This is a genomic window from Amycolatopsis stemonae (genome assembly GCF_054781455.1).
The window spans coordinates 55,116-77,722 of record NZ_BAAGUJ010000011.1 but is presented as its reverse complement, the minus strand read 5'-3'; the positions used below and the strand labels follow the sequence as shown (position 1 = coordinate 77,722).

Here is a 22,607-nt window from a genome sequence, read left to right as displayed (position 1 = left end):
AAGCCGCCGTCGAACGCGTAGGTCGGAAACCGTCCGGACCGGACCATCAGATCCGGCCGCCTTCCGTCCCGGCCTTTCATCGTTTATCGTCGATGGACGATGAAGGGAGTACCCGTGCTGGACCGGGAGACCGCGAAGACCTATGCCGGGTGGTTCCGGGTGCTCGCCGACCCGACGCGCGTGCAGATCCTCAACCTGCTCGCCGAGACCGGCGACCCGATGACGGTGGGGAAGATCGTCGAGCAGGTCAGCGTGGGGCAGTCGACCGTCTCCGCGCACCTCAAGGTCCTCGCCGCCGCCGGGTTCGTGCTGGTCGAGCCCAGGGGGACCGCTCGGCTCTACCGGGTCAACGAAGCGTGCGTGTCGTGCTTCCCGAGCGCCGCGGACGTCGTCATGGGCCGCGGTCTGCCGGACGCCTCCCGTCGACGTCGTCACCGCCATGACTGACACCCTCGCCCACGCCGCCAAGCCGGTCGAGGTCGTGACCATGACGGCCGGGCACGCCGGCCCAGTGCTGGCGATCTACCAGGCCGGGCTGGACACCGGCCAGGCGAGCTTCGAGCTCACCGCGCCCCCGTGGGAGACCTGGGACGCCGCGCACCTTCCGGAACATCGCCTGGTCGCGCTCGACCCGGCGGGGCGGGTCGTCGGCTGGGTCGCGGTCTCGGCGGTGTCCTCGCGGTGCGTGTACGCCGGGGTCGTCGAGCACAGCGTCTACGTCGATCCGCGGGCGCAGGGCCGCGGTGTCGGGCAGGCGCTGCTGGCCGCACTGGTCGCCTCGACCGAGAACGCGGGCATCTGGTCGATCCAGAGCGGCGTGTTCCCCGAGAACACCGCCAGCCGGGAGCTGCACGGCCGAGCCGGGTTCCGGGAGATCGGCGTCCGCGAACGCGTCGGCCGGCACCACGGCGTGTGGCGTGACGTCGTCATGATCGAACGCCGCAGCGCCCGCGTCGGCACCTAGGAATGCGCGCTCAGGAGCAGCAGCCCTCCGGCTTCGCCGTCACGCCGGTCTCGGCGTCCGGCGTGCAGCACGTCGCCGGGGCGACCAGCGCGGCGCTGTCGGTGCCGAACGTCGTCGAGTCGCCCTTCACCGTGTAGACCTCCCACGGCTCCTTGCCCGGCCCGTGCACCCACACCTTGTCCTGCACCGCGTAGCAGCAGGTGGTGTCGTCCTCGGTGAGCGTCTCGAGGCCTTCGCCGGTCAGCCGCTGGGTCGCGGCGTTGACCTGGTCGGTCGACTCGACCTCGACGCCGAGGTGGTCCAGCACCGTCTCCTGGCCCGGCTCGCCCTCCAACAGCACCAGCTTCAGCGCCGGTTCCTCGATCGCGAAGTTCGCGTAGCCCGGCCGGAGCTTCGCCGGCTCGGTCCCGAAAAGCTTCGAGTAGAAGTCGATCGATCCGGCCAGGTCTCCGACCCGCAGAGCCAGCTGTACCCGTGACATCCCTGCTACCTCCCTGCATAGATGTTTGTCTAAGCAGCATTGCCCACTGAATAGAAGCCTGTCAATATAGAGGTGTGTCGAAGGAACTGCCGCTTCTCGCGATGGACGCCTGCTGCGCGCCCCTGGCCCGGGAGCCGCTGACGCAGGACCAGGCGGTCGAGCTGTCACACCTGTTCAAGGCGATGGCCGACCCGGTCCGGCTGCGGCTGCTCTCGCTGATCGCGTCCCACGCCGGGGGCGAGGCGTGCGTGTGCGACCTGACGGATGCCTTCGACCTGACCGGCCCGACCATTTCTCATCACTTGAAGGTGTTGCGCGAGTCCGGGTTGATCACCGGCGACCGGCGCGGCACCTGGATCTACTACCGCGTGCACCCGGAGGTGCTGGCGCGGCTGTCGGCGGTGCTGACGACCACGAGCGAAGCGGTCACCGGTCGTGCTCAGCCGGTCTCCGTCGCCGGCCCGGGAGGCCTCAGGTAGTGGTCGGCTGGTGCGCCGCCGCGTAGTGCGCGGTGGCGATCGCGCCGGTGACGGCCAGGACGAACCCCGCGACCGCCGCGGCGGTGAAGCCGGCCCGGACGTGGTCGTCCAGCACCACCACGCCGATGAGCGAGGACACCGCCGTGTTGGTGGTGAACATGATGGCGGTGACCGCGGTGGCACGGCCGCGTTGCAGGGCCATCGCGAACGCGATCGCGGCGACCAGGCCGTTGGCGATCATCGCCCAGATCGCCGGCTCCAGGACGAGGCGCCAGACCGGACCGGACGCGTCGAGCGTGCGGGCGGAGACTCCGACGGCGCTGAACCCCAGCCCGGCGCAGAACCCCAGCACGATCGGCGACCATCGGCTGGTGCGGCGCTGAACGGCAAACGCGACGGCCGCGATCACGACCGCCACGCCGACCAGCAGCAGCTTCCAGCCGGTCGGCAGCGGCTGCGCCGGCCCCGGATCGGCGGACAGCCCGAGCAGGACCAGGCCGGTGGCGCCGACACCCAGAGCGGCCCACCCGGCACCGGCCAGCCGGACGCCGAGGATGGCGGAGATCGTCGCGGTGACGCCGACGCTGAAGGCGAGCACCGACTGGACGAGGAACAGCGGCAGGCGGTGCAGCGCGGCGGCGGCGAAGACGAACCCGAGCAGATCCACCCCGACGCCGAGGAAGTAGAGCGGCTGCCGCCGCAGCGCGACGAGGTCCTGGGGCGAGCCGCCGTAGGCACCGGCCCGGCGAACTCCGGCGGACTCGAGGATGGAGCCGCTGCCGGAGGCGACGGCAGCCAGCACGGCGAGGACGTATCCGAGGATCACGGCCTGAGTCTGTCAGCTCGCCTTCGGGACCCCACACGTCGGCGGCCACTTCGGGCCGCCCGAACAGGCCCGCGCCCCCGGCCGCTTCTGCCACCCCGCCGGAACCTGGGGTTTTCCGGCGGGGCGGCCGGGTAACCGGACAGCTCACGGACGAGGAGCGGCGCATGGCGACCACCGGAACCGCGGGCCTGTCCCGCACCATCGACCTGCGGGTCGACGGCACGGCGTACCGGCCTGACGTGGACCCGAGGCGGACCCTGCTGGACCTGCTCCGCGAACAGCTCGGGGTGACCAGCCCCAAGAAGGGCTGCGACCACGGGCAGTGCGGCGCCTGCACGGTGCTGCTCGACGGCCGCCGGGTGCTCGCCTGCCTGACCCTGGCGCTGACCTGCGACGGCGCCGACGTGACCACCGCGGCGGGCCTGTCCGGGGACGACGGCGTGCAGCAGGCGTTCGTCGACCACGACGGGTTCCAGTGCGGCTACTGCACGCCCGGCCAGGTCTGCTCCGCCGTGGGGCTGCTCGCCGAATTCGACGCCGGCGCGCCCAGCCACGTCACGCCGTCCGTTTCGGACACTCCGCAGTGGACCGATGAGGAGATCGCCGAGCGGATGAGCGGGAACCTCTGCCGCTGCGGCGCCTACGTCGGCATCGTCGCGGCGATCCGGCAGGCGGGGGAGAACCGGTGAAACCCTTCACGCTCGCCCGGCCGGGATCCGCGGCCGACGCCGTCCGGGCCGTCGCGGCCGACCCGTCGGCGACGTACCTGGCGGGCGGTACCAACCTGGTCGACCACCTCAAGCTCGGGATCACCGCGCCGGGCCTGCTCGTCGACGTCTCGAAGCTGACGTCGTCCGGCATCCGCGAGGACGACCGCGGCGGGCTCGTCGTCGGCGCGGGCGTCCGCAACAGCGACCTGGCCGCCGACCGGCGAGTGCGGGAGCGCTACCCCGTGCTGGCCGAAGCGCTCCTGTCGGGAGCGTCCGGGCAGCTGCGGAACATGGCGACCACCGGCGGGAACCCGTTGCAGCGCACCCGGTGCGTCTACTTCCAGGACGTCAGCACGCCGTGCAACAAGCGATCGCCGGGATCCGGCTGCTCGGCGCTGGGCGGCTACACCCGTTACCACGCGATCCTCGGTGCCTCCGGGCACTGCGTCGCCACCCACCCGTCGGACATGGCGGTGGCCTTGGCCGCACTCGACGCCGAGGTCCGCGTCCTCGACCCGGACGGGGAACGCGTCGTCGCCTTCACCGAGCTGCACCGCCTGCCGGGTGAGCACCCGGAGCGGGACACCGTGCTCGGCCACGGGGACCTGATCACGGAGATCACCCTGCCCGCGACGGCGTGCGCCCGGCGCTCGGCCTACCGCAAGGTCCGCGATCGCGCTTCCTACGCCTTCGCACTGATCTCCGTCGCGGCCGGGGTGTCCCTTGTGGACGGTGTGCTCGAGGACGTGCGGGTAGCGCTCGGCGGTGTCGCGCACAAGCCGTGGCGCGCGTACCGCGCCGAAGAGGTGCTGCGCGGCGAACGCCCGTCCCGGGAGGCGTTCCTGGCGGCGGCCGACGCGGAGCTCGCCGACGCCCGCCCGATCGACGGCGCCGATGGGGGGAACGCGTTCAAGGTTTCGCTCGCCATGCGAACGCTCGCCGCGGTGTTGCGCGATCTGACCACCGAGGAGGCGGACCGGTGACCGGGTTGCTCGAACCTTCGGCGATCGGCCAGGACCACGTGCGCCGGGACGCCGGCGCCAAGGTCACCGGCACCGCGCCCTACGCCTTCGAAGTGGACGTCGACCGGCCGGTCCACTGCCACCTGGTCCAGTCGACCATCGCCCTCGGGCGCTGCACCCGGGTCGGCACCGTCGAAGCCGAATCGCTCGACGGCGTCCTGCGGGTGGTGACGCCGTTCACCGCCGAGCGGCTCGCCGACACCGACGACGCCGAGCTGGCCGTGCTGCAGGACTGCGAAATCCCGTTCCGGGGCCGCGTGATCGGGCTCGTCGTCGCCGAAACCTCCGAAACCGCCCGGCACGCCGCCGACCTGGTCGAGGTCGAGTACGACACCGAGACCGCCGATGTCACGCTGTCCGCCGACCGCGACGACCTGTACAAACCGGACACGGTCAACCCGTCGTTCCCGACCGACAGCTCCGAAGGCGACGCGGACGCCGCCTTCCGCGACGCCGACGTCACCGTGGACCGGACGTACACCACGGCGATGTACCACAACAACCCGCTCGAACCGCACTCCACGACGGCGCTCTGGGACGGCGGAACGCTGACGCTGTGGGATTCCACGCAGGGCGTGCACCCCGCGCGCAAGAGCGTCGCGAAGGTGTTCGGGCTTCCGCTCGACCGGGTGCGGGTGATCAGCCCGTACGTCGGCGGCGGGTTCGGGTCCAAGGGCACCGTCCACGCCAACGTCGTGCTCGCGGCCTTGGCGGCGCGGGCGGTACCGGGCCGGCCGGTGCGGCTCGCCCTGACCCGGCAGCAGATGTTCGGCCTGGCCGGGTACCGCACGCCGACGATCCAGCGGATGCGGCTCGGCGCCGGCCGGGACGGGCGGCTGCGGTCGCTGCGGCTCGACGTCGTCGAGCAGACGTCGCGGATCAAGGAGTTCGCCGAGCAGACCGCGATGCCGGCGCGGATGATGTACGCCGCGCCCAACCGGAGCACCACGCACCGGCTCGCCGCGCTCAACGTGCCGGTGCCGTCGTGGATGCGGGCACCGGGGGAGTGCCCGGGCATGTTCGGCCCCGAGGTCGCGATGGACGAGCTCGCCACCGAACTCGGCCTCGACCCGATCGAGCTGCGCGTGCGCAACGAACCCGAGCGGGACCCCGACTCCGGAAACCCGTTCTCCAGCCGGGGCCTCGTCGAATGCCTGCGCACCGGCGCCGCGAACTTCGGCTGGGCGGAGCGCGACCCGCGTCCCGGGAGCCGCCGCGACGGGGCGTGGCTCGTCGGCACCGGCGTCGCCGCCTCGGTCTACCCGGCGAACCGGATGCCGGGCTCGACCGCGACCGTCCGGTTCGAGGAGGGTCACCACGTCGTCGAGATCGGCGCGGCCGACCTCGGCACCGGCACGTGGACGGTGCTGCCGCAGATCGCCGCCGACGCCCTCGGCGTGCCGGCCGCGCAGGTCGAAGTCCGGATCGGCGACACCGACCTGCCGCCCGCCACGGTCGCCGGCGGGTCCAGCGGGGTGGCGTCCTGGGGTTCGGCCGTGGTCGAGGCGGCCCGGGTGTTCCGCGAGAAGTACGGCCCGGACCCCGAAGACGGCGACGAAGCCCAAGGCGACACGCCGGAAAACCCGGCCGAGGAGCACTACGCGATGTACGCGTTCGGGGCCCAGTTCGCCGAGGCGCGCGTCAACGCCGACACCGGCGAGATCCGCGTCGCGCGGCTGCACGGCACGTTCGCGGCGGGCCGCATCGTCAACCCGCGCACGGCCCGGTCGCAGTTCCTGGGCGGCATGACGATGGGCCTGTCCATGGCCCTGCACGAAACCAGCGTCGTCGACCCGCGCTTCGGGCACGTCGTCAACCACGACTTCGCCGAGTACCACATCGCGGCCAACGCGGACGTCGCCGACCTCCGCGCGGACTGGCTCGACGAGCACGACCCGCACCTGAACCCGATGGGCACGAAGGGCGTCGGAGAGATCGGCATCGTCGGGACCGCGGCCGCGGTGGCCAACGCGGTGTTCCACGCGACCGGCGTCCGGGTGCGCGACCTGCCGATCACCTTGGACAAACTGCTGCCGGGCCTGCCCTGACGGACAAGACCGTTCGGACCAGCAGCCCCGGGCTTCGTCGGAGGCCGGCGCGGCTCCGCCCGGGCGCCTCGAGCGCGTCAGCGCAGCAAGTAGTGCAGGGCTCGTTCCGCGCGGTCGGGGTCCGGTGGCTCGCCCGTGATGGCGTCGGTGTAGACGAACGATTCGCCGACCCGGACGCACAGGTAGGCGAGGTCGTGCAGGCCGAGTTCCCCGGCGGTCAGCGCGCCTGCCTCGTGTTCGCGGGTCAGCAGTTCCTCGACCAGCGCGACGAGCCGAGGCTGGAAGGTCTGCTCGCCGCGGGTCAGCACGCGCAGCGCGGTTTCGGTTTCGGACGTGAGGAAGTGGCGCATCCCGGCGTGGGCCAGGGTTTGCCGGACGAACACGGACATCGTGTTCGCGATCCGCGTGCCGCCGGTTCCCTCCGCCGCGGCGTACGCCTCCCGGATGGTCCGTTCCCCGAGGCGCCAGATCACCTCGGCGAGCACGGCGTCCCGGTCGCCGAGCCACCGGTAGATCGTCACCCGGTTCACGTTGAGCGCCGCGGCGAGGTCGTTGACCTCGACCCGTTGCCGCGCGGTGAACATGCGCCGGGCCAGCTGGAGCGCGGCTTCGCGGTCGGGCTTCTTCCGGGTGCCGGGAGCGGTCATCGAGGGCAGCTCGCGGTGACGTAGCAGGCCAGGGGAGGTTCGGCGGGAACGCGGTGCGCCGCGACCGTCAGCTGGGCCGCGACCTGCACGGTCAACGTGGCGAACTCGAGCGGGCCGGCCACCGGGTCCGCCCCGGGCATCAGGAGCCGGCCGCAGGGCTTCGTGCCGACGCGGGCGGGATCGGCGGGCCCGGGGTGGGTCAGCGCGTCCACGGCGAGGGCCGAGGTGACCGGGTCCAGCGTGCCGATCAGCAGGTGCTCGGGCACGGCGAGCGGGCAGACGTCCTGCACGGCCACGTTCGTGATGGCGCCACCGCCGCCGTGCACCGACGAGGTGCCGTGGTCGTCGAGGTTGGGCTGCACGAACTCGTCGGTGCGGGAGTAGATCTCGGTGTAGCTGATGCCGGGAAAGGTTTCCTGGCCGGAGTTGAGGGCCTTCACGAAGTCCGAGTTCGCGCGTTGCTGCCACAGCGAGGCCGCGCAGTCCGGGACGCACAGCGCCGGCACGAGCACCGACCCGTGGTTGGTGCCCGCCATCCCGATCACGTCGTCCACCATGTCCCGGGTGTCCGGCCAGAACCGCAGCGACCAGCGCATGATCATGCCGCCCTGGCTGTGGCCCATGACCGCGATCCGGCGCCCGGCGAGCCGGTGCATCTCGCGGATGCCGTAGGTGACGTACTGCGCGCGGACCTGCATGTCGCCCATGTTGTAGCGGTCGGTCGCCGAATCCGAGGCGCAGTACGGAATCCCGAGTTTCCGGAAGAGCGGCTCGTAGGTGAAGCCGAAGTTCTGGTCGCTGTCGACGGTGGTGGCCGGAGTCAGCAGAACCGGCTCCCGGGTGGCGTCGCGGAGGTCCCCGGTGCACCGGAGGCTGTTCGCGAGATCGGCGGCGGAAACCGTGAGCGCCGGTCCCGGCTGGTCGACGGGCGCGTAGCCGGGCGTGCCCGCCACGGCGGCGTCAGCCGAACCGAGCACGCTGACCGCGGAGAGGAAGACCGTGGCGGTAAAGGCAAACAGGCGGCGTCGCCGTGGTGCGCGCATGCGGTTCCTCTCGACCGGCGCCGCCTCGTCGCGACGCTGAATGCAACTAGAACACGAAATGTTGCATCGGCGCAAACCCTGGCGGTCGGCGTGGAGCGGGAGAGGACTCGACGACGCGGGGGGAGTGGCACGCCCGGAGCGTTGGCGCACGAGAGCCCGGCCCCTCTGACGACTGAAGCCCGGCCCCTCCGAGGAGGGGCCGGGCTTCAGTCTTGCGTGCGCGATACTGGGATTGAACCAGTGACCTCTTCCGTGTCAGGGAAGCGCTCTCCCGCTGAGCTAATCGCGCGAGGTGGAGACGGGATTCGAACCCGTGTACACGGCTTTGCAGGCCGTTGCCTCGCCTCTCGGCCACTCCACCGTGCCAGGCTCGAGAGCCTACCGAGCGGATGACGGGATTCGAACCCGCGACCCTCACCTTGGCAAGGTGATGCGCTACCAGCTGCGCTACATCCGCATTCCGCGGTTCCGGGTGTCGGTGACCCCGTCGCCGTGGTGTGGGAAAACCATATCGGACCCCGAAAACGGCGGCGACACCGGGGTGTCACTCCGCCGTTGCAAGCCCGTCATCAGGCCAGATCGTGGGGGATGAGGTGGGTGAGCGCGTCGTCGACGTCGACCCACAGGTGCTCGTTGCCCGGCAGCACGACGTCGTAGGTCCGGTCGAGGAAGTCGGCCAGCTCCTGGGCGGACGCCTCGAACATGGCGTGCCCGGACGGCGAGTTCAGCTCGATCAGCACGGACTCGGGGTCTTCGACCGAAGGACGGATGCGGACGTCCCCGTCACCCGCGTCGGCCAGCAGGCCGTCCGCGAGGAGGTCGCGCGCGTACACCCATTCGACCCAGCCGGCGCGGCCGGTGCGGAAGGCGGCGACGACCGCGTACGGGTCGCGTGTGTCGTAGCGCAGCTCCACCTTGACCGGAACCGCGGGCGTCCGCGGCGCCAGCAGGTCGAAGACCGCCGTCGAGCGGAGCGTCACGTGATCGTTGCGCATCGTCCTACCCTTCGTCTCCCTTCCCGGCCCGGCCCGGCCGAGGGCGTCACCACTGGGACGCATCGGGAGGCCGAATCCGTCGCGGGTGCGCCGCACATCACCCGTCCGGGCTCATCAGCCCCCGTTGCGCCCGTGATCACCCCACGACGCGCGATCGACCGGCGCGCCCCGTGCGGACCCACTCCTCCATACTGCGCGGTTTAGCCGCCGGGCGATAGCACCGTCGCACGGGTGTCGAAAGTGCCGTCAGGCGGCCCCCTCCCGGTACAACCCCGGCTAGCTCGGGGTTGTTCGTTCCGTACTCGCCGGTAAGCGGAGTGTGGTCGGCCAGGACCACCCGTTTGCAGGCGCCCGGAAGTCGTACGCTAAAGTTTCCCCAACACCGCGAGCGGGCGATTAGCTCAGCGGGAGAGCGCTTCGTTCACACCGAAGAGGTCACTGGTTCGATCCCAGTATCGCCCACGCGAGAGCTGGTAGAGCCCTGTCTGCGGAGGTCGCAGACAGGGCTCTCGCTTTGTGTTCTGTGGGGGCCGAGCCCCCACGCCCCCGCCGGGGGGCGAGCCCCCCGGACCCCCCGCGTGTGGTCGGCCTGTGGGGTTCGTCACCACTTAAGCGGAGTGAACGGTCCGTTCGGATCTTCCGTATCTCCTGGTGAGGCCGTCGCACCCGGTGCCGTCGGGCGTTCATCGAACTGCCTCTGAAGGCTGTCGTTGCGGCGGGCTTCTGTCGAATCTTTGCCGTGGGAGGTTTGCCGTGGTGCTCGGGGTGTCCTGGCCGGGGGACTTGTGACGGAAACCCGCTCGTGTGACGAATTGGCGTCGTACGTCACTGCTTGATCGACAAGTGTCCGCGAAAACCCGGCCGCAGTGCGGTTGTGGTCCACTGTGGACCGGTGGTCCGCCGCAGTGTCCACAGTAGATTCGCCGGGCCCGTTCGGCCGTTCGGAAGAGCGTGGGTCCACCCGGGTGCGGGTATTGCTCCATTGGCTACATTCCGTAGTTTTTCCGGGGATACGCCCTATTACGCATCGTCATCATCTTGTTATGTTGCGGCCATTTTCTGGCGGGAAACACGCGCTGCATGTGGCTGGAAATCCTTGTAACGATGCTGAGAGGGTCGCCGATACCTTGCCGTGTGAAGCCTCTGCTGGCTCCGCGCGAGACCCGAGTCGTGATGACGCTCCGAAATCACTTTCGGTGACGCTGCGTGCCCGCAGATCCAAACCCGATCCCTGATCCGGGAGGTCAGATGGAAGAGTCGGTGCGGCCGTCTTACACGGTGAGCCAGCCACCGCCGCACATCGACCTCCAGGCCATTCCCCGACCCGCCCAGCGGGACGAGCAGCCGGCCGAAGCGGCCGACACGCCGTCCCCGAGAGCCCTGCCGGCGGCCTGGGAGGCCCGATACAGAGCCTGGGTGATCGTCAGCGACGTCTTCATCACCCTGCTGGTGATCGCGATCAGCGCGTTCGTCATCGATCGCGTTGCCCCGCACGACATGCACGCCTTCGGCACGATGCTCGCCATCTTCGTCTCCCTGCCCGTCAGCCGGGCGTGGAGCCCGCGCGTGCTCGGGGAGGGCGCGGAGGAGTACCGCACCCTCGGCCGCGGCTTCATCACCGCCGCCGTCCTGGTCGCGCTGGGCGGGCTGCTGTTCGGTGCGCTCGAGGTCCAGGTCTGGGTGTTCATCGTCGTCCCGGCGATCGCGCTCGTCGCCTTCCCGCAGCGCTACCTGCTGCGCCAGGTGCTGCACCGCAAGCGCGCCAAGGGACTCTGCCTGCTGCCGGTGCTGGCGGCGGGCAGCCCGGACACCGTTGCCGACCTGATCGCGCGCACCAAGTCCGAGGTGCACGTCGGGTGGCGCGTCGAGGCGGCCTGCACGTTCACCGGGCACGGCGCCGACCGCGACAGCGGCGAGATCGACGGTGTCCCGGTGGTCGGGAGGCTGGAGGAGCTTTCCCGGTACGTGCGCCGCGGCGGCTACCGCGTCGTCGCGATCACGGCCGACCAGTACTGGACGCCGAAGCGGCTGCAGCGGCTGGCCTGGGACATGGAGGGCACCGGCGCGGAGATGGTCGTGGCCCCCGTGCTGATGGAGGTCGCCGGGCCGCGGCTCAACGTCACCGGCGTGCTGGGGATGCCCCTGCTGCGCGTCACGGCACCGATGTTCACCGGCGGCCGCCGCGTGGTGAAGGAGATCGTGGACCGGGCGGGCTCGGCGCTGCTGCTGACCCTGATCTCCCCGCTGCTGCTGGTGATCGCGCTGGCGATCAAGCTGAACGACCGCGGCCCGGTGATCTACCGCCAGCGCCGCGTCGGCCGCGACGGCGCGACGTTCACGATGCTCAAGTTCCGCACGATGGTCACCAACGCCGACGAAATCCGGAAGACGCTCGAAGCGGACAACGAGGGTGCGGGCCCGTTGTTCAAGATGAAGCGCGATCCGCGGATCACCCGTGTGGGTGGTTTCCTGCGCCGGTATTCGCTCGACGAAGTGCCCCAGCTGTTCAACGTCGTCTCCGGGAAGATGTCGCTCGTCGGCCCGCGGCCGCCGCTGCCGGAGGAGACGGCCCAGTACGCGCCGGACGCCCGCCGCCGGCTCCTGGTGAAGCCGGGGCTGACGGGGCTGTGGCAGGTCAGCGGGCGCAGCGACCTGACGTGGGCCGAGAGCATCCGGCTCGACCTGCGCTACGTCGAGGACTGGTCGCTGGCCCTGGACCTGGTGATCCTCTGGAAGACCTTCCGCGCGGTCATGGGCGGGCAGGGCGCCTACTGACCCGTCCGGCCGCGCCGCGCACCACGGCCGCCGATCCCCACCGCGGGGGGTCGGCGGCCGTGTCCGTTCCGGGGCGGTGCCCGGTCGGGTGACGGTTCGTCGCGGCTCGTGCGCGCGTGTGATCCACGCAACTGATTGAACGCGAAATAGTTCAACGCTCAACCTGGTTGTGCGGGGTAACCGACCCAACGGAAGGAAGCCCAGCCCCATGACCACCTTTGCCGAGCAGACCGAAGGCCTCCAGGTCCCCGCGGACGTCCAGAACCTCCTCTTCCGCGAGGCGCGGACGGCCAACAGTTTCAGCTCCGAGCCGGTGACCGAGGAGCAGGTCCGCGCGATCTACGACCTCGTCAAGTGGGCCCCGACGTCGATGAACACCCAGCCGCTGCGCGCGCTGGTACTCCGCACCGCCGAGGCGAAGGCCCGCCTGCTGCCGCACATGGCCCCGGGCAACCGGGACAAGACCGAAGCCGCCCCGCTGACCGTCGTGCTCGCCGCGGACGTCGACTTCCACGAGAACATCCCGCAGGTCTTCCCGCACGCCCCGCAGGTGAAGGACAACTTCTCCGACGAGCAGGGCCGCGTCGAGTTCTCCAAGCTGAACTCGCTGCTGCAGGTCGGCTACTTCATCATCGGCGTCCGCGCCGCGGGCCTGGCCGCCGGCCCGATGACCGGCTTCGACGCCGCCGGTGTCGACGACGAGTTCTTCGCGGACAAGAAGTGGCGCTCGCTGGTCGTCGTCAACGTCGGCAAGCCGGGGGAGAACCCGTGGTTCGACCGCCTGCCGCGGCTGGACTTCGACCAGGTCGTCGAGACCCTCTGACGTGATCGGGCGGGCCGTCTCCGGAACCGGGGGCGGCCCGTTCGGCGTTCCCGGACGCGCGGTGAGGCGCGCGCGGGCCGCCGACTAGCATCGAGCACGTCATCTTTGTCACTCCAGTTTGAGGAGCCGATCGTGTCCCAGTCGCCCCCCGTTTCCCCCGTGGCCGCCTCCCGCGTGGTGGTACCGGCGGGCACTACGGCGGGCGCGGCCGTCCGTGAAGCCGGGCTGCCGACCAAGGGCGCGGACACGATCGTCGTCGTGCGCGACGCCGACGGCAAGCTGCGCGACCTCGCCTGGGCGCCGGAAACCGACGCCGAGGTCGAACCGGTCGCCGCGAACACCGAAGACGGGCGCAGCGTCATCCGCCATTCGGCGGCGCACGTGCTCGCCCAGGCCGTGCAACAGCAGTTCCCGGACGCCAAGCTCGGCATCGGCCCGCCGGTGAAGGACGGCTTCTACTACGACTTCGCCGTCGACACCCCGTTCACCCCGGAGGACCTGCAGGCGCTCGAAAAGCGCATGAAGCAGATCGTCAAGGGCGCCCAGCAGTTCTCCCGCCGCGTTTTCGACTCCGTCGACGAGGCCAAGAAGGAACTGGCGGACGAGCCGTTCAAGCTCGAGCTGGTCGACCTCAAGTCCGAAGTGGACACCTCGGAGGTCATGGAGGTGGGCGAGGGCGAGCTCACCATCTACGACAACCTCGACCCGCGCACCAAGGAACGTGTCTGGAGTGACCTCTGCCGCGGTCCGCACGTGCCGACCACGAAGTTCATCCCGGCGTTCAAGCTGACCCGCGTCGCCGCGGCGTACTGGCGCGGCAGCGAGAAGAACCCGCAGCTGCAGCGGATCTACGGCACCGCGTGGGAGTCGGCGGAGGCACAGGACGCGTACCTCGAGCGCATCGCCGAGGCCGAGCGCCGCGACCACCGCAAGCTCGGCGCCGAGCTGGACCTGTTCTCCTTCCCCGAAGAGATCGGTTCCGGCCTGCCGGTGTTCCACCCCAAGGGCGGCATCATCCGCCGCGAGCTGGAGAACTACTCGCGCCGCCGCCACGAGGAGGCCGGCTACGAGTTCGTGAACACCCCGCACATCAGCAAGGGCGAGCTGTTCCACACCTCCGGCCACCTGCCGTACTACGCGGACACGATGTTCCCGCCGGTGCAGTTCGACGAGGAGAACTACTACCTCAAGGCCATGAACTGCCCGATGCACAACCTGATCTTCCGCTCGCGCGGGCGGTCCTACCGTGAGCTGCCGCTGCGGCTGTTCGAGTTCGGCACCGTCTACCGCTACGAGAAGTCGGGTGTCGTGCACGGCCTCACCCGCGTCCGCGGGCTGACGATGGACGACTCGCACATCTACTGCACCAAGGAGCAGATGCCGGGCGAGCTGCGCTCGCTGCTGAAGTTCGTCCTCGACCTGCTCGCCGACTACGGCCTCTCCGACTTCTACCTCGAGCTGTCCACCCGCGGCGACTCCGACAAGTTCATCGGCGAGGACTGGGAGTGGGAGGAGGCCACCGAGACGCTGCGCCAGGCCGCCGTCGACTCCGGCCTCGAGCTGGTCCCGGACCCGGGCGGCGCGGCGTTCTACGGCCCGAAGATCTCGGTGCAGGCCAAGGACGCCATCGGCCGCACCTGGCAGATGTCGACCATCCAGCTGGACTTCAACCAGAACAAGCGGTTCGAGCTCGAGTACACCGCGCCCGACGGCTCGCGCCAGCGCCCGGTGATGATCCACCGCGCGCTGTTCGGCTCCATCGAGCGGTTCTTCGGCGTGCTGACCGAGCACTACGCGGGCGCGTTCCCGGCGTGGCTCTCGCCGGTGCAGGTGGTCGGCATCCCGATCACCGCCGACCAGGTCGAGTACCTGCAGGACGTCGAGAAGGCGTTGCGCGCCAAGGGGATCCGCGCGGAGGTCGACGCCAGCGACGACCGCATGCAGAAGAAGATCCGCACGCACACCACGCAGAAGGTGCCCTTCATGCTGCTGGCCGGCGCGAAGGACGTCGAGGCGGGCGCGGTGTCGTTCCGCTTCCGCGACGGCGGCCAGATCAACGGCGTGCCGGTGGCCGACGCCGTCGAGGCCATCGCCGGCTGGATCGAGCGCCGCGAGAACGCGTCTCCGTCGGCCGAGGCGCTGGAGACGGTCGTTCGGTGAGCGACGGTCCCGAGCTCGTCGAGCAGCAGGGGATCGGGGTCCAGGACGCGTTCCGGCGCCTCTGGACCCCGCACCGGATGGCCTACATCAAGGGCCAGGACAAGCCGGACGACGACGAGGACACCGGCTGCCCGTTCTGCCGCATCCCGTCGCTGGACGACAAGACGGGCCTGATCGTCGCGCGCGGCGAAGGCGTGTACGCGGTGCTGAACCTGTACCCGTACAACCCGGGGCACCTGATGGTCGTGCCCTACCGGCACGTCGCGGACTACACCGAGCTGACGGTCGAGGAGACGCGCGAGGTCGCGGAGTTCACCCAGCACGCGATGAAGGTGATCCGGGCGGTGTCCGGCGCGCACGGGTTCAACATCGGCCTGAACCAGGGCGTGATCGCGGGCGCGGGCATCGCGGCGCACCTGCACCAGCACCTGGTGCCGCGCTGGGGCGGCGACGCGAACTTCATGCCGGTCATCGGCCAGACGAAGGTTCTTCCCCAACTGCTCGGCGAGACGCGGGACCTGCTCGCCGACGCCTGGTGAAACCCTCGAACGCCGTAACCGTCAAACCGTAATTGAGTGTTCAACCGCGGGTATGATGGGGCTATGTCCGAAACCCGATGGCTCAGCGACGACGAGCAGCGCGTCTGGCGTGAGTTCAACGCGGCCACCCGCATGCTCAGCGCGCACCTCGAGGGCCAGCTGCAGCACGACTCGGGCATGCCGCACACGTACTACGAAGTCCTCGTGTCCCTTTCGGAGGCTCCCGGCCGCCGGCTGCGGATGAGCGAGCTCGCCGACGCGCGGCAGGCGTCGCGAAGCCGGCTCTCGCACGCCGTCGCACGGCTGGAGGCCAACGGCTGGGTGCGCCGCGAAGCCTGCCCGACCGACAAGCGCGGTGCCTGGGCCGTCCTCACGAAGGAAGGCTTCGCCGCGCTCGAGGCGGCCGCGCCGGGCCACGTCGAGGCCGTCCGGGAGAGCCTTTTCGACCCGCTGACGCCCGAGCAGGTCGCCGCGCTGGGTGAGATCAGCGCCGCGATCCGCGAGCGCCTTTCGCCGAAGTGCGCCGCCGCGCAGGCCGCCGAAGAGGCGCGGGAACACGAGGGCGAGCTCACCAAATCGGGCTGAGCCGGGGCGGCGCGTCGGGTTCGCCGAGGCGGGTGGATAGGCTGCATTCGCCCACCCGACCCTCGTAGCCAGGTGCCTCAGACGAACCGATGCTCAATATCTTCGCGCGTGCCTCCGTTTCCCGCGTCACCGATCCGATCGGCCAGGCGCTGGTCCGCGTCGGGCTGACCCCGAACGTGATGACCGTGCTCGGCACCGCCGGCGCCGTCGTCTGCGCCCTGGCCTTCTTCCCGAACGGCTACCTGCTCTGGGGCACCTTCACGGTGTGGGGCTTCGCCATGCTCGACCTCCTCGACGGCGCGATGGCCCGCGCCCGCGGCTACGGCACCCCGTTCGGCGCGGTGCTCGACGCGACCTGCGACCGCTTGGTCGACGGCGCGCTGTTCGCCGCCATCGCCTGGTGGTGCTTCGTCGTCGACGACAACCACCCGGCCGCCGCCGCGGCCCTGCTGTGCCTGGTGCTCGCCCAGGTCATCTCCTACGTCAAGGCCCGCGCCGACGCCTCCGGCCTGCCGGTGGACGGCGGGCTCGTCGAACGCGCCGAGCGGCTGATCATCGCCCTGGTCGGCACCGGCCTGCACGGCTTCGGCATCCCGTACACCGTCGACGTCACGCTCTGGCTCCTGGCCGTCCTGTCGGTCATCACGCTGCTGCAGCGCTTCGCGGCGGTGGCGAAGGCGGCTCGCGAGGCCGCCGCGGGGGAGCAGCCGGCATGAGCAGGCTGTCGGATCGGCTCAGCGTCTTCGGCTACACGGCCGGGTGGAAGCTGGCCGGCTGGCTGCCCGCCGGGTTCGGCAGCACGGTCTTCTCGCTCGGCGCGGACCTCGCCGTCAAGCGTGACGGCGGGGGCGTGCGGCAGCTGCGCGCCAACCTCGCCCGCGTCGTGCCGCAGGCGGACGAGGTCGAGATGGACGAGCTGACGCGGCGCGCGATGCGCTCGTACGCCCGCTACTGGCACGAGACGTTCCGGCTGCCCTCGATGGACCACAAGGAGGTCAGCGGCAGGGTCGCGGCGTCGATCACCGGCGTCGAGAACCTCGACGCGGCGCTCGCCGACGGCAACGGCGCGGTGATGGCGCTGCCGCACAGCGGCAACTGGGACATCGCCGGCGTGTGGCTGGCCGACTACCTCGGCGGCTTCACGACCGTCGCCGAGCGGCTCAAGCCCGAGTCGCTCTACCGCCGGTTCGTCGAGTACCGCGAGTCGCTCGGCTTCGAGATCGTGCCGCTGACCGGCGACAGCTCGGCGATGCGCGTGCTGCTGAAGCGGCTGCGCGAGAACAAGGCCGTCTGCCTGGTCGGCGACCGCGACCTGACCAACAGCGGCATCCCGGTGAAGTTCTTCGGCGAGCAGGCGCGCTTTCCCGGCGGCCCGGCCCGGCTGGCCGCCACGACCGGCGCGGCCCTGATCCCGGCCGGCTGCTGGTTCACCGAGGACGGCTGGCAGATCCGGCTGCACCCGCGCATCCGCGTCACCGCGCGCGCCGAGGTCGCGGCCGCGACCCAGGCCCTGGCCGACGTCTTCGCCGGCGACATCGCCGCGCACCCCGCCGACTGGCACATGCTGCAGAAGTTCTGGCCCGCCGACCTCGACGCGGGCGAACGGGTCAGCCTGGAAGAAGCGAGCTGAGCCGTGGCCACGCGTCCGCTGCGGGTCGGGATCGTCTGCCCCTACTCGTTCGACGTGCCCGGCGGGGTCCAGGGGCACGTCATCGACCTGACGAAGGCGTTGCTGGCGCGCGGGCACAAGGTGTCCGTACTGGCGCCCGCCGACGACGATGCGGACCTGCCCGAGTTCGTCCACCCGGCGGGCAAGGCGCTCGGCATCCCGTACAACGGCTCGGTCGCGCGGCTGCAGTTCGGTCCCGTGTCCTACGCGCGGGTGCGCCGCTGGATCCGCGACGGCGACTTCGACGTCCTGCACCTGCACGAGCCCGCCGCGCCGAGCCTTTCGCTGCTGGCGCTGCTCATCGCGGACGGCCCGATCGTGGCGACGTTCCACACCGCGACCACGCGCTCGCGCACGCTGTCGGCGTTCCAGCCGGTGCTGCGGCCGCTGCTGGAGAAGATCACCGCGCGGATCGCCGTGTCCGCGCTGGCCCGCCGGGTCCAGGTGGAGCACGCGGGCGGCGACGCCGTGGAGATCCCGAACGGCGTCGACGTCGAGTTCTTCTCGTCCGCGACGCCGCTGCCGGGCTACCCGCGGGCGGGCGGGACGGTCGGGTTCGTCGGCCGGTTCGGCGAGCCGCGCAAGGGCATGGGTGTCCTGCTGGAGGCGCTGCGGCGGATCCTGCCGGAGTTCGAGGACCTGCGGCTCGTCGTGGTCGGCCGGGGCGACGAAGACCAGCTGCGCCGCGACGCCGGTCCCGGGCTGGCGCCGCACCTGGAGCTGCTGGGCCAGGCCGACGACGGCGTCAAAGCCCAGGCGCTGCGCAGCGTCGACGTCTACTGCGCGCCCAACACCGGCGGCGAGAGCTTCGGGATGATCCTCACCGAAGCGATGGCGGCGGGCACCCCGGTGCTGGCCAGCGACCTCGACTCCTTCCGGCGGGTCCTCGACGACGGCCGCGCCGGGCTGCTCGTCGAAACCGGTGACCCGGCGGCACTGGCGGGCGGCCTGCGCGAGCTGCTCGGCGACCCGGCGCGCCGGGCGTCGCTGGCCGCCGCGGCGGGGGAGCGCGTCACGATGTTCGACTGGACGGTGGTGGCCACCCAGGTGCTGCGGGTCTACGAGACGGCGATCGCCGCCGACCCCCGGCGCGTCGCGGCGCCGGAGCGGGAGCTCGCCCGGTGAGCGTGCTCGGCTGGCTGCTGCCCCTGGTGGCGCTGATCGTGGTGCTGGGCGGGCTGTTCCTGGTGGCGACGGCGAACCGGCTGGACCGGCTGCACGTCCGGATGGACGCGGGCTGGGCGGCCCTCGACGCGGCCCTGGCGCGCCGGGCGGTCGTGGCCCGGGCGGTCGCGGCGGTTCTCGGCGACACGGCGTTGCGGACGTCGGCCGAGCAGGCCGAAGCGGCACCGCGGGCGGACCGCGAGTCCGCGGAGAACGAGCTGACGCTGCAGCTGAGCCGCGCCGACCGGGCGGGCCTGCCGGCCGAGCTGGCCGAGGAGCTGACCGACGCCGAGCACCGGGTGGTGATCGCCCGCCGCGTCCACAACGACGCCGTCCGCGACACCCTGCGCCTGCGCCGGCGGCGCAAGGTGCGCTACTTCAGGCTGGCGGGCACGGCGCCGCTGCCGGAGTACTTCGAGTTCGCCGAGCCGGAGGTCTGAGATGTGGTGGGTGGTGCTCGAGGAGCAGCGCGGCACGGGGAACAGCCGGAGCTGGTCGCTGTCGGAGACGTCCTCCCACGACGACCGGGCGACGGCCGAGGCCGAGGCGCTGCGGCTGGCCCGCGAGTACGAGCCCTTCCACCCTGGTCGCCGAAGTCGCGGAAGGTCCTGCGGGGCGTGGGCGGGTACCTCGTGATCGTCGAGGGACAGACGTCGGCGTTCCACTTCCGGTTGAGCGTGCTCGAAGAAGTCTGAACCCGTTCGCCCGGCGGTGACGTCGTACCGGCGTGAGCGTGTGGTGGGTGATCGTCGAAGAGCAGGGCGGCGCGCACCTGCCGGCCAAGCAGCACCGGCCGCCGCGGCCGTCGTCGCCGCAGGAGCGGCTCGTGGTGCGCGTGACCGACGGGTACCTGGTGCTGGTCAAGGGCAAGACCGATCTGTGGCCGTTTCGCGTGACGGTCGGCGAACAGGCCTGACAGACTGGGCGCATGAGTGAGACCTGCGACGTCGCCCACGGCACGGCGGCAGCCGACCCGGACACGCGGACCCTGGTGGCGGTGTTCGCGTCGCCGGTTTCGCGGCACCTGCTGACGTTCGCGCGGGAGCTGGGCTACCACGTCGCGCTGTACGAGCCCGATCCCGCGCGGGCCACCGACGGGCCCGACGGCGTCGAGGCGGACACCGCGATGCCGGCCCTGGACGGCTCGGCGGACGTCGTCGTCACCGACCACCACCGGCCCGAGCTCGGGGAGGTGCTCAAGGCCGCGCTGGCGGAGGAGCCGCGGTGGATCGGGGTGCTCGGCAACCCGCGTCACCCCGGGCCGCACGAGGCCGCGCTGCGGGGACTCGGCGTGGCGGAAGCGGACATCGCCCGGGTGCACCGGCCGGTCGGGCTCAACATCGGCTCGCGCACGCCGCCGGAGATCGCGGTGGCGACGCTGGCGGGCCTGCTGGCCGACCGCAACGGCCGTCCGGGCGGCTTCGACTTCTGACGCCGGTCGTGAGGGGGAACAGGGCCGGCACGCTGTCTCCCCTCACGAGCCCGGCGTCAGTGCACCGCCATCCCTTCCGGCATCGGCTCGAACCGCGCGTGGCGGCGCGTGAAGGTCGCCGTGCCCGACGTCATCGAGCGCAGGTCGATCAGGTAGCGGACCAGCTCCGTCGCCGGGACCTCCGCCCGGATCACCGTCCGGCCGCCGTCGCCGGCTTCGGTGCCCAGCACCCGGCCGCGGCGTGAGGAAAGGTCGCCGAGCACCGTGCCGAGGTGCTCGTCGGGCAGCCGGATCGCCACCTCTTCCAGGGGTTCCAGCATCGTGATGTGCCCGCTCGCCGCGGCTTCCCGCAGCGCCAGCGCCCCGGCCGTCTGGAACGCCGCGTCCGACGAGTCCACGCTGTGCGCCTTGCCGTCGACCAGCGTCACCTTGACGTCGACCACCGGGTGCCCGTCGGCCAGCCCGCGCGCCAGCTGGGCCCGCACGCCCTTCTCGACGCTCGGGATGAACTGGTGCGGCACCGCACCGCCGACCACCTTGTCCACGAACTCGAACCCGCCGCCGCGCGGCAGCGGCTCGACCTCGATGTCGCACACGGCGAACTGGCCGTGCCCGCCGGACTGCTTGACGTGCCGGCCGTGGCCCTTGGCCGGCTTGGCGAACGTCGAGCGCAGGCTGATCTTCACCGGCTCGGTCTCGACGTCCGCCCCACCCGCGCGCAGCCGCGAGAGCACGACGTCGGCGTGGGCCTCACCCATGCACCACAGCACCAGCTGGCTGGTCTCGGCGTTGCGGTCGAGCCGCAGCGTCGGGTCGCCGGCGACCAGCCGGGACAGGTTGCGCGCCAACGTGTCTTCGTCGCTGCGGGTCTTCGCGACCACCGCCACCGGCAGCAGCGGCTCCGGCATCGCCCACGGCTCCATCAGCAACGGCTCGTCCGGCGACGAGACCGTGTCGCCGGTTTCCGCCGAGCCGACCTTCGTGAGCGCGCAGAGGTCACCCGCGACGCAGTACGGCACCTCCCGCAGGTTCGCGCCGAGCGGGGAGTAGAGGTGCGCGACGCGCTCGTCGGCGTCGTGGTCCTCGTGCCCGCGTTCGGCGAGGCCGTGCCCGGACACGTGCACCGGCCGCTCCGGGCGCAACGTCCCGGAGAACACCCGGACGAGGGACACCCGGCCGACGTAGGAGTCGACGGCCGTCCGGACGACCTCCGCGGCGAGGGGTCCCGCGGGGTCGGCGGTGATGGCGGTGTGCGTCCCGCCGTCCGGCGTCGTGACGTCGGGCGGCTTGTGCTCGAGCGGCGACGGGAACGCGCGGACGATCCCGTCGAGCACCTCGGCCAGGCCGATCCCGCTGGTCGCGCACACCGGGATGACCGGGTGGAACGACCCGCGCGCGACGGCGGTCTCGAGGTCGGAGATGAGGGTGTCCTCGTTGATCTCCTCGCCGGCGAGGTACCGGTCCATCAGGGACTCGTCCTCGCTCTCGGCGATGATGCCTTCGATCAGCTCGTTGCGGGCCTCGGCCATCCGCTCGAGGTCGGCCGGGTCCGGCGCGCCGACCTTCGGCGGGTGCCCGGCGGAGTAGTCGAAGTACCGCTGGGTGATGAGCCCGACCAGGCCGTCGCCCGCGGGCAGGTACAGCGGCAGCACGCCGGCGCCGAACGCGGCCTGGCAGGCGGCGATCTCGGCCATGGCGTCGGCCCGGTGGTGGTCGAGCCGGGAGACGACGACCGCGCGCGGCATGCCCACCGCGGCGCACTCCTCCCACACCGCGACCGTCGCCGCGTCCACGCCCTCGGCGGCGCAGACGACGAACAACGCCGCGTCGGCCGCGCGGAGCCCGGCGCGCAGCTCCCCGACGAAGTCCGCGTACCCGGGGGTGTCGATCAGGTTGATCTTGTGGCCCTGGTGCAGCACCGGTGCCACCGAGAGGCCGACCGAACGCTGCTGGCGGACCGCCGCGGGGTCGTGGTCGCACACCGTCGTGCCCTCGACGACCGAGCCCGCGCGCGGCACCGTGCCGGACGCGGCGAGCAGGGCCTCGGTGAGGGTCGTCTTCCCGGAGCCGGACGGGCCGACGAGCACGACGTTGCGGACCTTCGCGGGGTCGTCCACAGCGACGGCGGCCCCGGTGTCGGCGTTCTTGGCTTGTTTGTCTGCCATGACGACTCCTCGGCGAACGGCTGGTGTACGGGATGTGTCCTCGATCACACACCCGCTACCCTGGTCACGGCAAGGCAGGG

24 protein-coding genes and 4 tRNA genes are annotated in these 22,607 nt (G+C 71.4%); 19 read left to right on the top strand and 9 right to left on the bottom strand.

All coding sequences use genetic code 11. The features are described 5' to 3' along the window. Positions 1–99: 99 nt before the first annotated feature. Both ACYVLJ_RS33605 and ACYVLJ_RS33600 read left to right on the top strand, forming a co-directional pair. Positions 100–447 (top strand): ArsR/SmtB family transcription factor, encoded by a 348-nt coding sequence (locus ACYVLJ_RS33605; RefSeq protein WP_460441681.1) that lies wholly within the window; start codon positions 100–102, stop codon positions 445–447. Continuing rightward, entirely contained in the window at positions 440–964 is a 525-nt protein-coding gene (locus ACYVLJ_RS33600; protein ID WP_460441680.1) for a GNAT family N-acetyltransferase, read from the top strand. Before ACYVLJ_RS33605 ends, ACYVLJ_RS33600 begins: the two co-directional genes overlap by 8 nt. 10 nt (positions 965–974) lie before the next feature. On the opposite strand, the gene ACYVLJ_RS33595 is transcribed toward ACYVLJ_RS33600, so the two are convergent. Further along, complete coding sequence (locus ACYVLJ_RS33595; protein ID WP_460441679.1) at positions 975–1,445, bottom strand: ArsI/CadI family heavy metal resistance metalloenzyme; 471 nt, start codon at positions 1,443–1,445, stop codon at positions 975–977. A gap of 74 nt (positions 1,446–1,519) precedes the next feature. Between ACYVLJ_RS33595 and ACYVLJ_RS33590 the strand changes: the two genes are divergently transcribed. Beyond that, a complete protein-coding gene (locus ACYVLJ_RS33590) occupies positions 1,520–1,924 on the top strand; it encodes a metalloregulator ArsR/SmtB family transcription factor (protein WP_451988777.1) in 405 nt (134 codons plus the stop codon). Here the strand turns inward: ACYVLJ_RS33590 and ACYVLJ_RS33585 are convergent. Then, positions 1,917–2,750, bottom strand: a complete 834-nt coding sequence (locus ACYVLJ_RS33585; protein ID WP_460441678.1) for a hypothetical protein — start codon at positions 2,748–2,750, stop codon at positions 1,917–1,919. The genes ACYVLJ_RS33590 and ACYVLJ_RS33585 overlap by 8 nt on opposite strands. A 188-nt stretch (positions 2,751–2,938) precedes the next feature. On the opposite strand from ACYVLJ_RS33585, the gene ACYVLJ_RS33580 reads away from it, so the two are divergent. From ACYVLJ_RS33580 to ACYVLJ_RS33570, 3 genes are read left to right on the top strand one after another with little or no spacing between them, the layout of a single operon-like run. After that, a complete protein-coding gene (locus tag ACYVLJ_RS33580; RefSeq protein ID WP_460441845.1) occupies positions 2,939–3,439 on the top strand; it encodes a (2Fe-2S)-binding protein in 501 nt (166 codons plus the stop codon). Continuing rightward, positions 3,436–4,443, top strand: coding sequence for an FAD binding domain-containing protein (locus tag ACYVLJ_RS33575; protein WP_460441677.1), 1,008 nt, complete (start codon positions 3,436–3,438; stop codon positions 4,441–4,443). The genes ACYVLJ_RS33580 and ACYVLJ_RS33575 overlap by 4 nt, the downstream gene beginning before the upstream one ends. Next, complete coding sequence (locus ACYVLJ_RS33570) at positions 4,440–6,530, top strand: xanthine dehydrogenase family protein molybdopterin-binding subunit (protein ID WP_460441676.1); 2,091 nt, start codon at positions 4,440–4,442, stop codon at positions 6,528–6,530. Before ACYVLJ_RS33575 ends, ACYVLJ_RS33570 begins: the two co-directional genes overlap by 4 nt. 77 nt (positions 6,531–6,607) lie before the next feature. On the opposite strand, the gene ACYVLJ_RS33565 is transcribed toward ACYVLJ_RS33570, so the two are convergent. The 6 genes from ACYVLJ_RS33565 to ACYVLJ_RS33540 all read right to left on the bottom strand — a co-directional run bounded on the left by ACYVLJ_RS33565 (position 6,608) and on the right by ACYVLJ_RS33540 (position 9,215). Further along, positions 6,608–7,177, bottom strand: coding sequence for a QsdR family transcriptional regulator (locus ACYVLJ_RS33565; protein ID WP_460441675.1), 570 nt, complete (start codon positions 7,175–7,177; stop codon positions 6,608–6,610). Continuing rightward, positions 7,174–8,220 carry a lipase family alpha/beta hydrolase gene (locus ACYVLJ_RS33560; RefSeq protein ID WP_460441674.1) on the bottom strand — a complete coding sequence of 349 codons (1,047 nt, stop codon included), beginning with the start codon at positions 8,218–8,220 and terminating at the stop codon, positions 7,174–7,176. Before ACYVLJ_RS33560 ends, ACYVLJ_RS33565 begins: the two co-directional genes overlap by 4 nt. A 217-nt stretch (positions 8,221–8,437) precedes the next feature. Then, a tRNA-Val gene (locus ACYVLJ_RS33555) sits at positions 8,438–8,509 on the bottom strand. Position 8,510: 1 nt separating this feature from the next. Further along, a tRNA-Cys gene (locus tag ACYVLJ_RS33550) sits at positions 8,511–8,581 on the bottom strand. Positions 8,582–8,604: 23 nt separating this feature from the next. After that, positions 8,605–8,677 (bottom strand) — tRNA-Gly (locus ACYVLJ_RS33545). A 112-nt stretch (positions 8,678–8,789) separates the two neighbouring features. After that, positions 8,790–9,215 carry an SsgA family sporulation/cell division regulator gene (locus tag ACYVLJ_RS33540; RefSeq protein WP_033293569.1) on the bottom strand — a complete coding sequence of 142 codons (426 nt, stop codon included), beginning with the start codon at positions 9,213–9,215 and terminating at the stop codon, positions 8,790–8,792. A gap of 390 nt (positions 9,216–9,605) precedes the next feature. Between ACYVLJ_RS33540 and ACYVLJ_RS33535 the strand changes: the two genes are divergently transcribed. The 13 genes from ACYVLJ_RS33535 (at position 9,606) to ACYVLJ_RS33475 (ending at position 20,362) form a co-directional block, all read left to right on the top strand. After that, positions 9,606–9,677: transfer RNA gene (locus ACYVLJ_RS33535), tRNA-Val, on the top strand. Positions 9,678–10,463: 786 nt separating this feature from the next. After that, the gene (locus tag ACYVLJ_RS33530) at positions 10,464–11,990 is read left to right on the top strand and encodes a sugar transferase (protein WP_460441673.1); all 1,527 of its coding nucleotides are present in this window, start codon (positions 10,464–10,466) and stop codon (positions 11,988–11,990) included. Between the two features lie 208 nt (positions 11,991–12,198). Beyond that, positions 12,199–12,813, top strand: a complete 615-nt coding sequence (locus tag ACYVLJ_RS33525; protein WP_451988610.1) for a malonic semialdehyde reductase — start codon at positions 12,199–12,201, stop codon at positions 12,811–12,813. A gap of 132 nt (positions 12,814–12,945) precedes the next feature. Further along, positions 12,946–14,973 carry a threonine--tRNA ligase gene (gene thrS / locus ACYVLJ_RS33520; protein ID WP_460441672.1) on the top strand — a complete coding sequence of 676 codons (2,028 nt, stop codon included), beginning with the start codon at positions 12,946–12,948 and terminating at the stop codon, positions 14,971–14,973. Further along, the gene (locus tag ACYVLJ_RS33515) at positions 14,970–15,512 is read left to right on the top strand and encodes an HIT family protein (protein WP_460441671.1); all 543 of its coding nucleotides are present in this window, start codon (positions 14,970–14,972) and stop codon (positions 15,510–15,512) included. Before thrS ends, ACYVLJ_RS33515 begins: the two co-directional genes overlap by 4 nt. 63 nt (positions 15,513–15,575) lie before the next feature. Beyond that, a complete protein-coding gene (locus ACYVLJ_RS33510; protein ID WP_451988607.1) occupies positions 15,576–16,097 on the top strand; it encodes a MarR family winged helix-turn-helix transcriptional regulator in 522 nt (173 codons plus the stop codon). Between the two features lie 89 nt (positions 16,098–16,186). After that, on the top strand, positions 16,187–16,813 hold the full coding sequence (gene pgsA, locus ACYVLJ_RS33505; protein ID WP_451988606.1) for a phosphatidylinositol phosphate synthase: 627 nt from the start codon (positions 16,187–16,189) through the stop codon (positions 16,811–16,813). Further along, positions 16,810–17,727: a phosphatidylinositol mannoside acyltransferase gene (locus tag ACYVLJ_RS33500; protein ID WP_460441670.1), complete on the top strand. Its 918-nt coding sequence runs from the start codon at positions 16,810–16,812 to the stop codon at positions 17,725–17,727. Before pgsA ends, ACYVLJ_RS33500 begins: the two co-directional genes overlap by 4 nt. Positions 17,728–17,745: 18 nt before the next feature. Beyond that, the gene (locus ACYVLJ_RS33495) at positions 17,746–18,891 is read left to right on the top strand and encodes a glycosyltransferase family 4 protein (RefSeq protein ID WP_460441844.1); all 1,146 of its coding nucleotides are present in this window, start codon (positions 17,746–17,748) and stop codon (positions 18,889–18,891) included. Further along, on the top strand, positions 18,888–19,370 hold the full coding sequence (locus ACYVLJ_RS33490; RefSeq protein ID WP_460441669.1) for a LemA family protein: 483 nt from the start codon (positions 18,888–18,890) through the stop codon (positions 19,368–19,370). The genes ACYVLJ_RS33495 and ACYVLJ_RS33490 overlap by 4 nt, the downstream gene beginning before the upstream one ends. A 1-nt stretch (position 19,371) precedes the next feature. Beyond that, positions 19,372–19,566, top strand: coding sequence for a hypothetical protein (locus tag ACYVLJ_RS33485; RefSeq protein WP_460441668.1), 195 nt, complete (start codon positions 19,372–19,374; stop codon positions 19,564–19,566). Between the two features lie 91 nt (positions 19,567–19,657). Then, complete coding sequence (locus ACYVLJ_RS33480; protein ID WP_460441667.1) at positions 19,658–19,846, top strand: hypothetical protein; 189 nt, start codon at positions 19,658–19,660, stop codon at positions 19,844–19,846. Positions 19,847–19,858: 12 nt separating this feature from the next. Continuing rightward, positions 19,859–20,362 carry an XdhC family protein gene (locus ACYVLJ_RS33475; RefSeq protein ID WP_460441666.1) on the top strand — a complete coding sequence of 168 codons (504 nt, stop codon included), beginning with the start codon at positions 19,859–19,861 and terminating at the stop codon, positions 20,360–20,362. Between the two features lie 56 nt (positions 20,363–20,418). Here ACYVLJ_RS33475 and ACYVLJ_RS33470 read toward each other — a convergent pair whose 3' ends face one another. Next, positions 20,419–22,527 carry an elongation factor G-like protein EF-G2 gene (locus tag ACYVLJ_RS33470; protein ID WP_451988600.1) on the bottom strand — a complete coding sequence of 703 codons (2,109 nt, stop codon included), beginning with the start codon at positions 22,525–22,527 and terminating at the stop codon, positions 20,419–20,421. Positions 22,528–22,607: the final 80 nt, after the last annotated feature.

Excerpts from the sequence above, each read along its gene's own strand:
- ACYVLJ_RS33605 (WP_460441681.1), top strand. The coding sequence starts at position 100 with ATGAAGGGAGTACCCGTGCTGGACCGGGAGACCGCGAAGACCTATGCC.
- ACYVLJ_RS33600 (WP_460441680.1), top strand. The coding sequence starts at position 440 with ATGACTGACACCCTCGCCCACGCCGCCAAGCCGGTCGAGGTCGTGACC.
- ACYVLJ_RS33595 (WP_460441679.1), bottom strand. The coding sequence starts at position 1,445 with ATGTCACGGGTACAGCTGGCTCTGCGGGTCGGAGACCTGGCCGGATCG.
- ACYVLJ_RS33565 (WP_460441675.1), bottom strand. The coding sequence starts at position 7,177 with ATGACCGCTCCCGGCACCCGGAAGAAGCCCGACCGCGAAGCCGCGCTC.
- ACYVLJ_RS33560 (WP_460441674.1), bottom strand. The coding sequence starts at position 8,220 with ATGCGCGCACCACGGCGACGCCGCCTGTTTGCCTTTACCGCCACGGTC.
- ACYVLJ_RS33540 (WP_033293569.1), bottom strand. The coding sequence starts at position 9,215 with ATGCGCAACGATCACGTGACGCTCCGCTCGACGGCGGTCTTCGACCTG.
- ACYVLJ_RS33530 (WP_460441673.1), top strand. The coding sequence starts at position 10,464 with ATGGAAGAGTCGGTGCGGCCGTCTTACACGGTGAGCCAGCCACCGCCG.
- ACYVLJ_RS33525 (WP_451988610.1), top strand. The coding sequence starts at position 12,199 with ATGACCACCTTTGCCGAGCAGACCGAAGGCCTCCAGGTCCCCGCGGAC.
- ACYVLJ_RS33510 (WP_451988607.1), top strand. The coding sequence starts at position 15,576 with ATGTCCGAAACCCGATGGCTCAGCGACGACGAGCAGCGCGTCTGGCGT.
- pgsA (WP_451988606.1), top strand. The coding sequence starts at position 16,187 with ATGCTCAATATCTTCGCGCGTGCCTCCGTTTCCCGCGTCACCGATCCG.
- ACYVLJ_RS33500 (WP_460441670.1), top strand. The coding sequence starts at position 16,810 with ATGAGCAGGCTGTCGGATCGGCTCAGCGTCTTCGGCTACACGGCCGGG.
- ACYVLJ_RS33485 (WP_460441668.1), top strand. The coding sequence starts at position 19,372 with ATGTGGTGGGTGGTGCTCGAGGAGCAGCGCGGCACGGGGAACAGCCGG.
- ACYVLJ_RS33475 (WP_460441666.1), top strand. The coding sequence starts at position 19,859 with ATGAGTGAGACCTGCGACGTCGCCCACGGCACGGCGGCAGCCGACCCG.
- ACYVLJ_RS33470 (WP_451988600.1), bottom strand. The coding sequence starts at position 22,527 with ATGGCAGACAAACAAGCCAAGAACGCCGACACCGGGGCCGCCGTCGCT.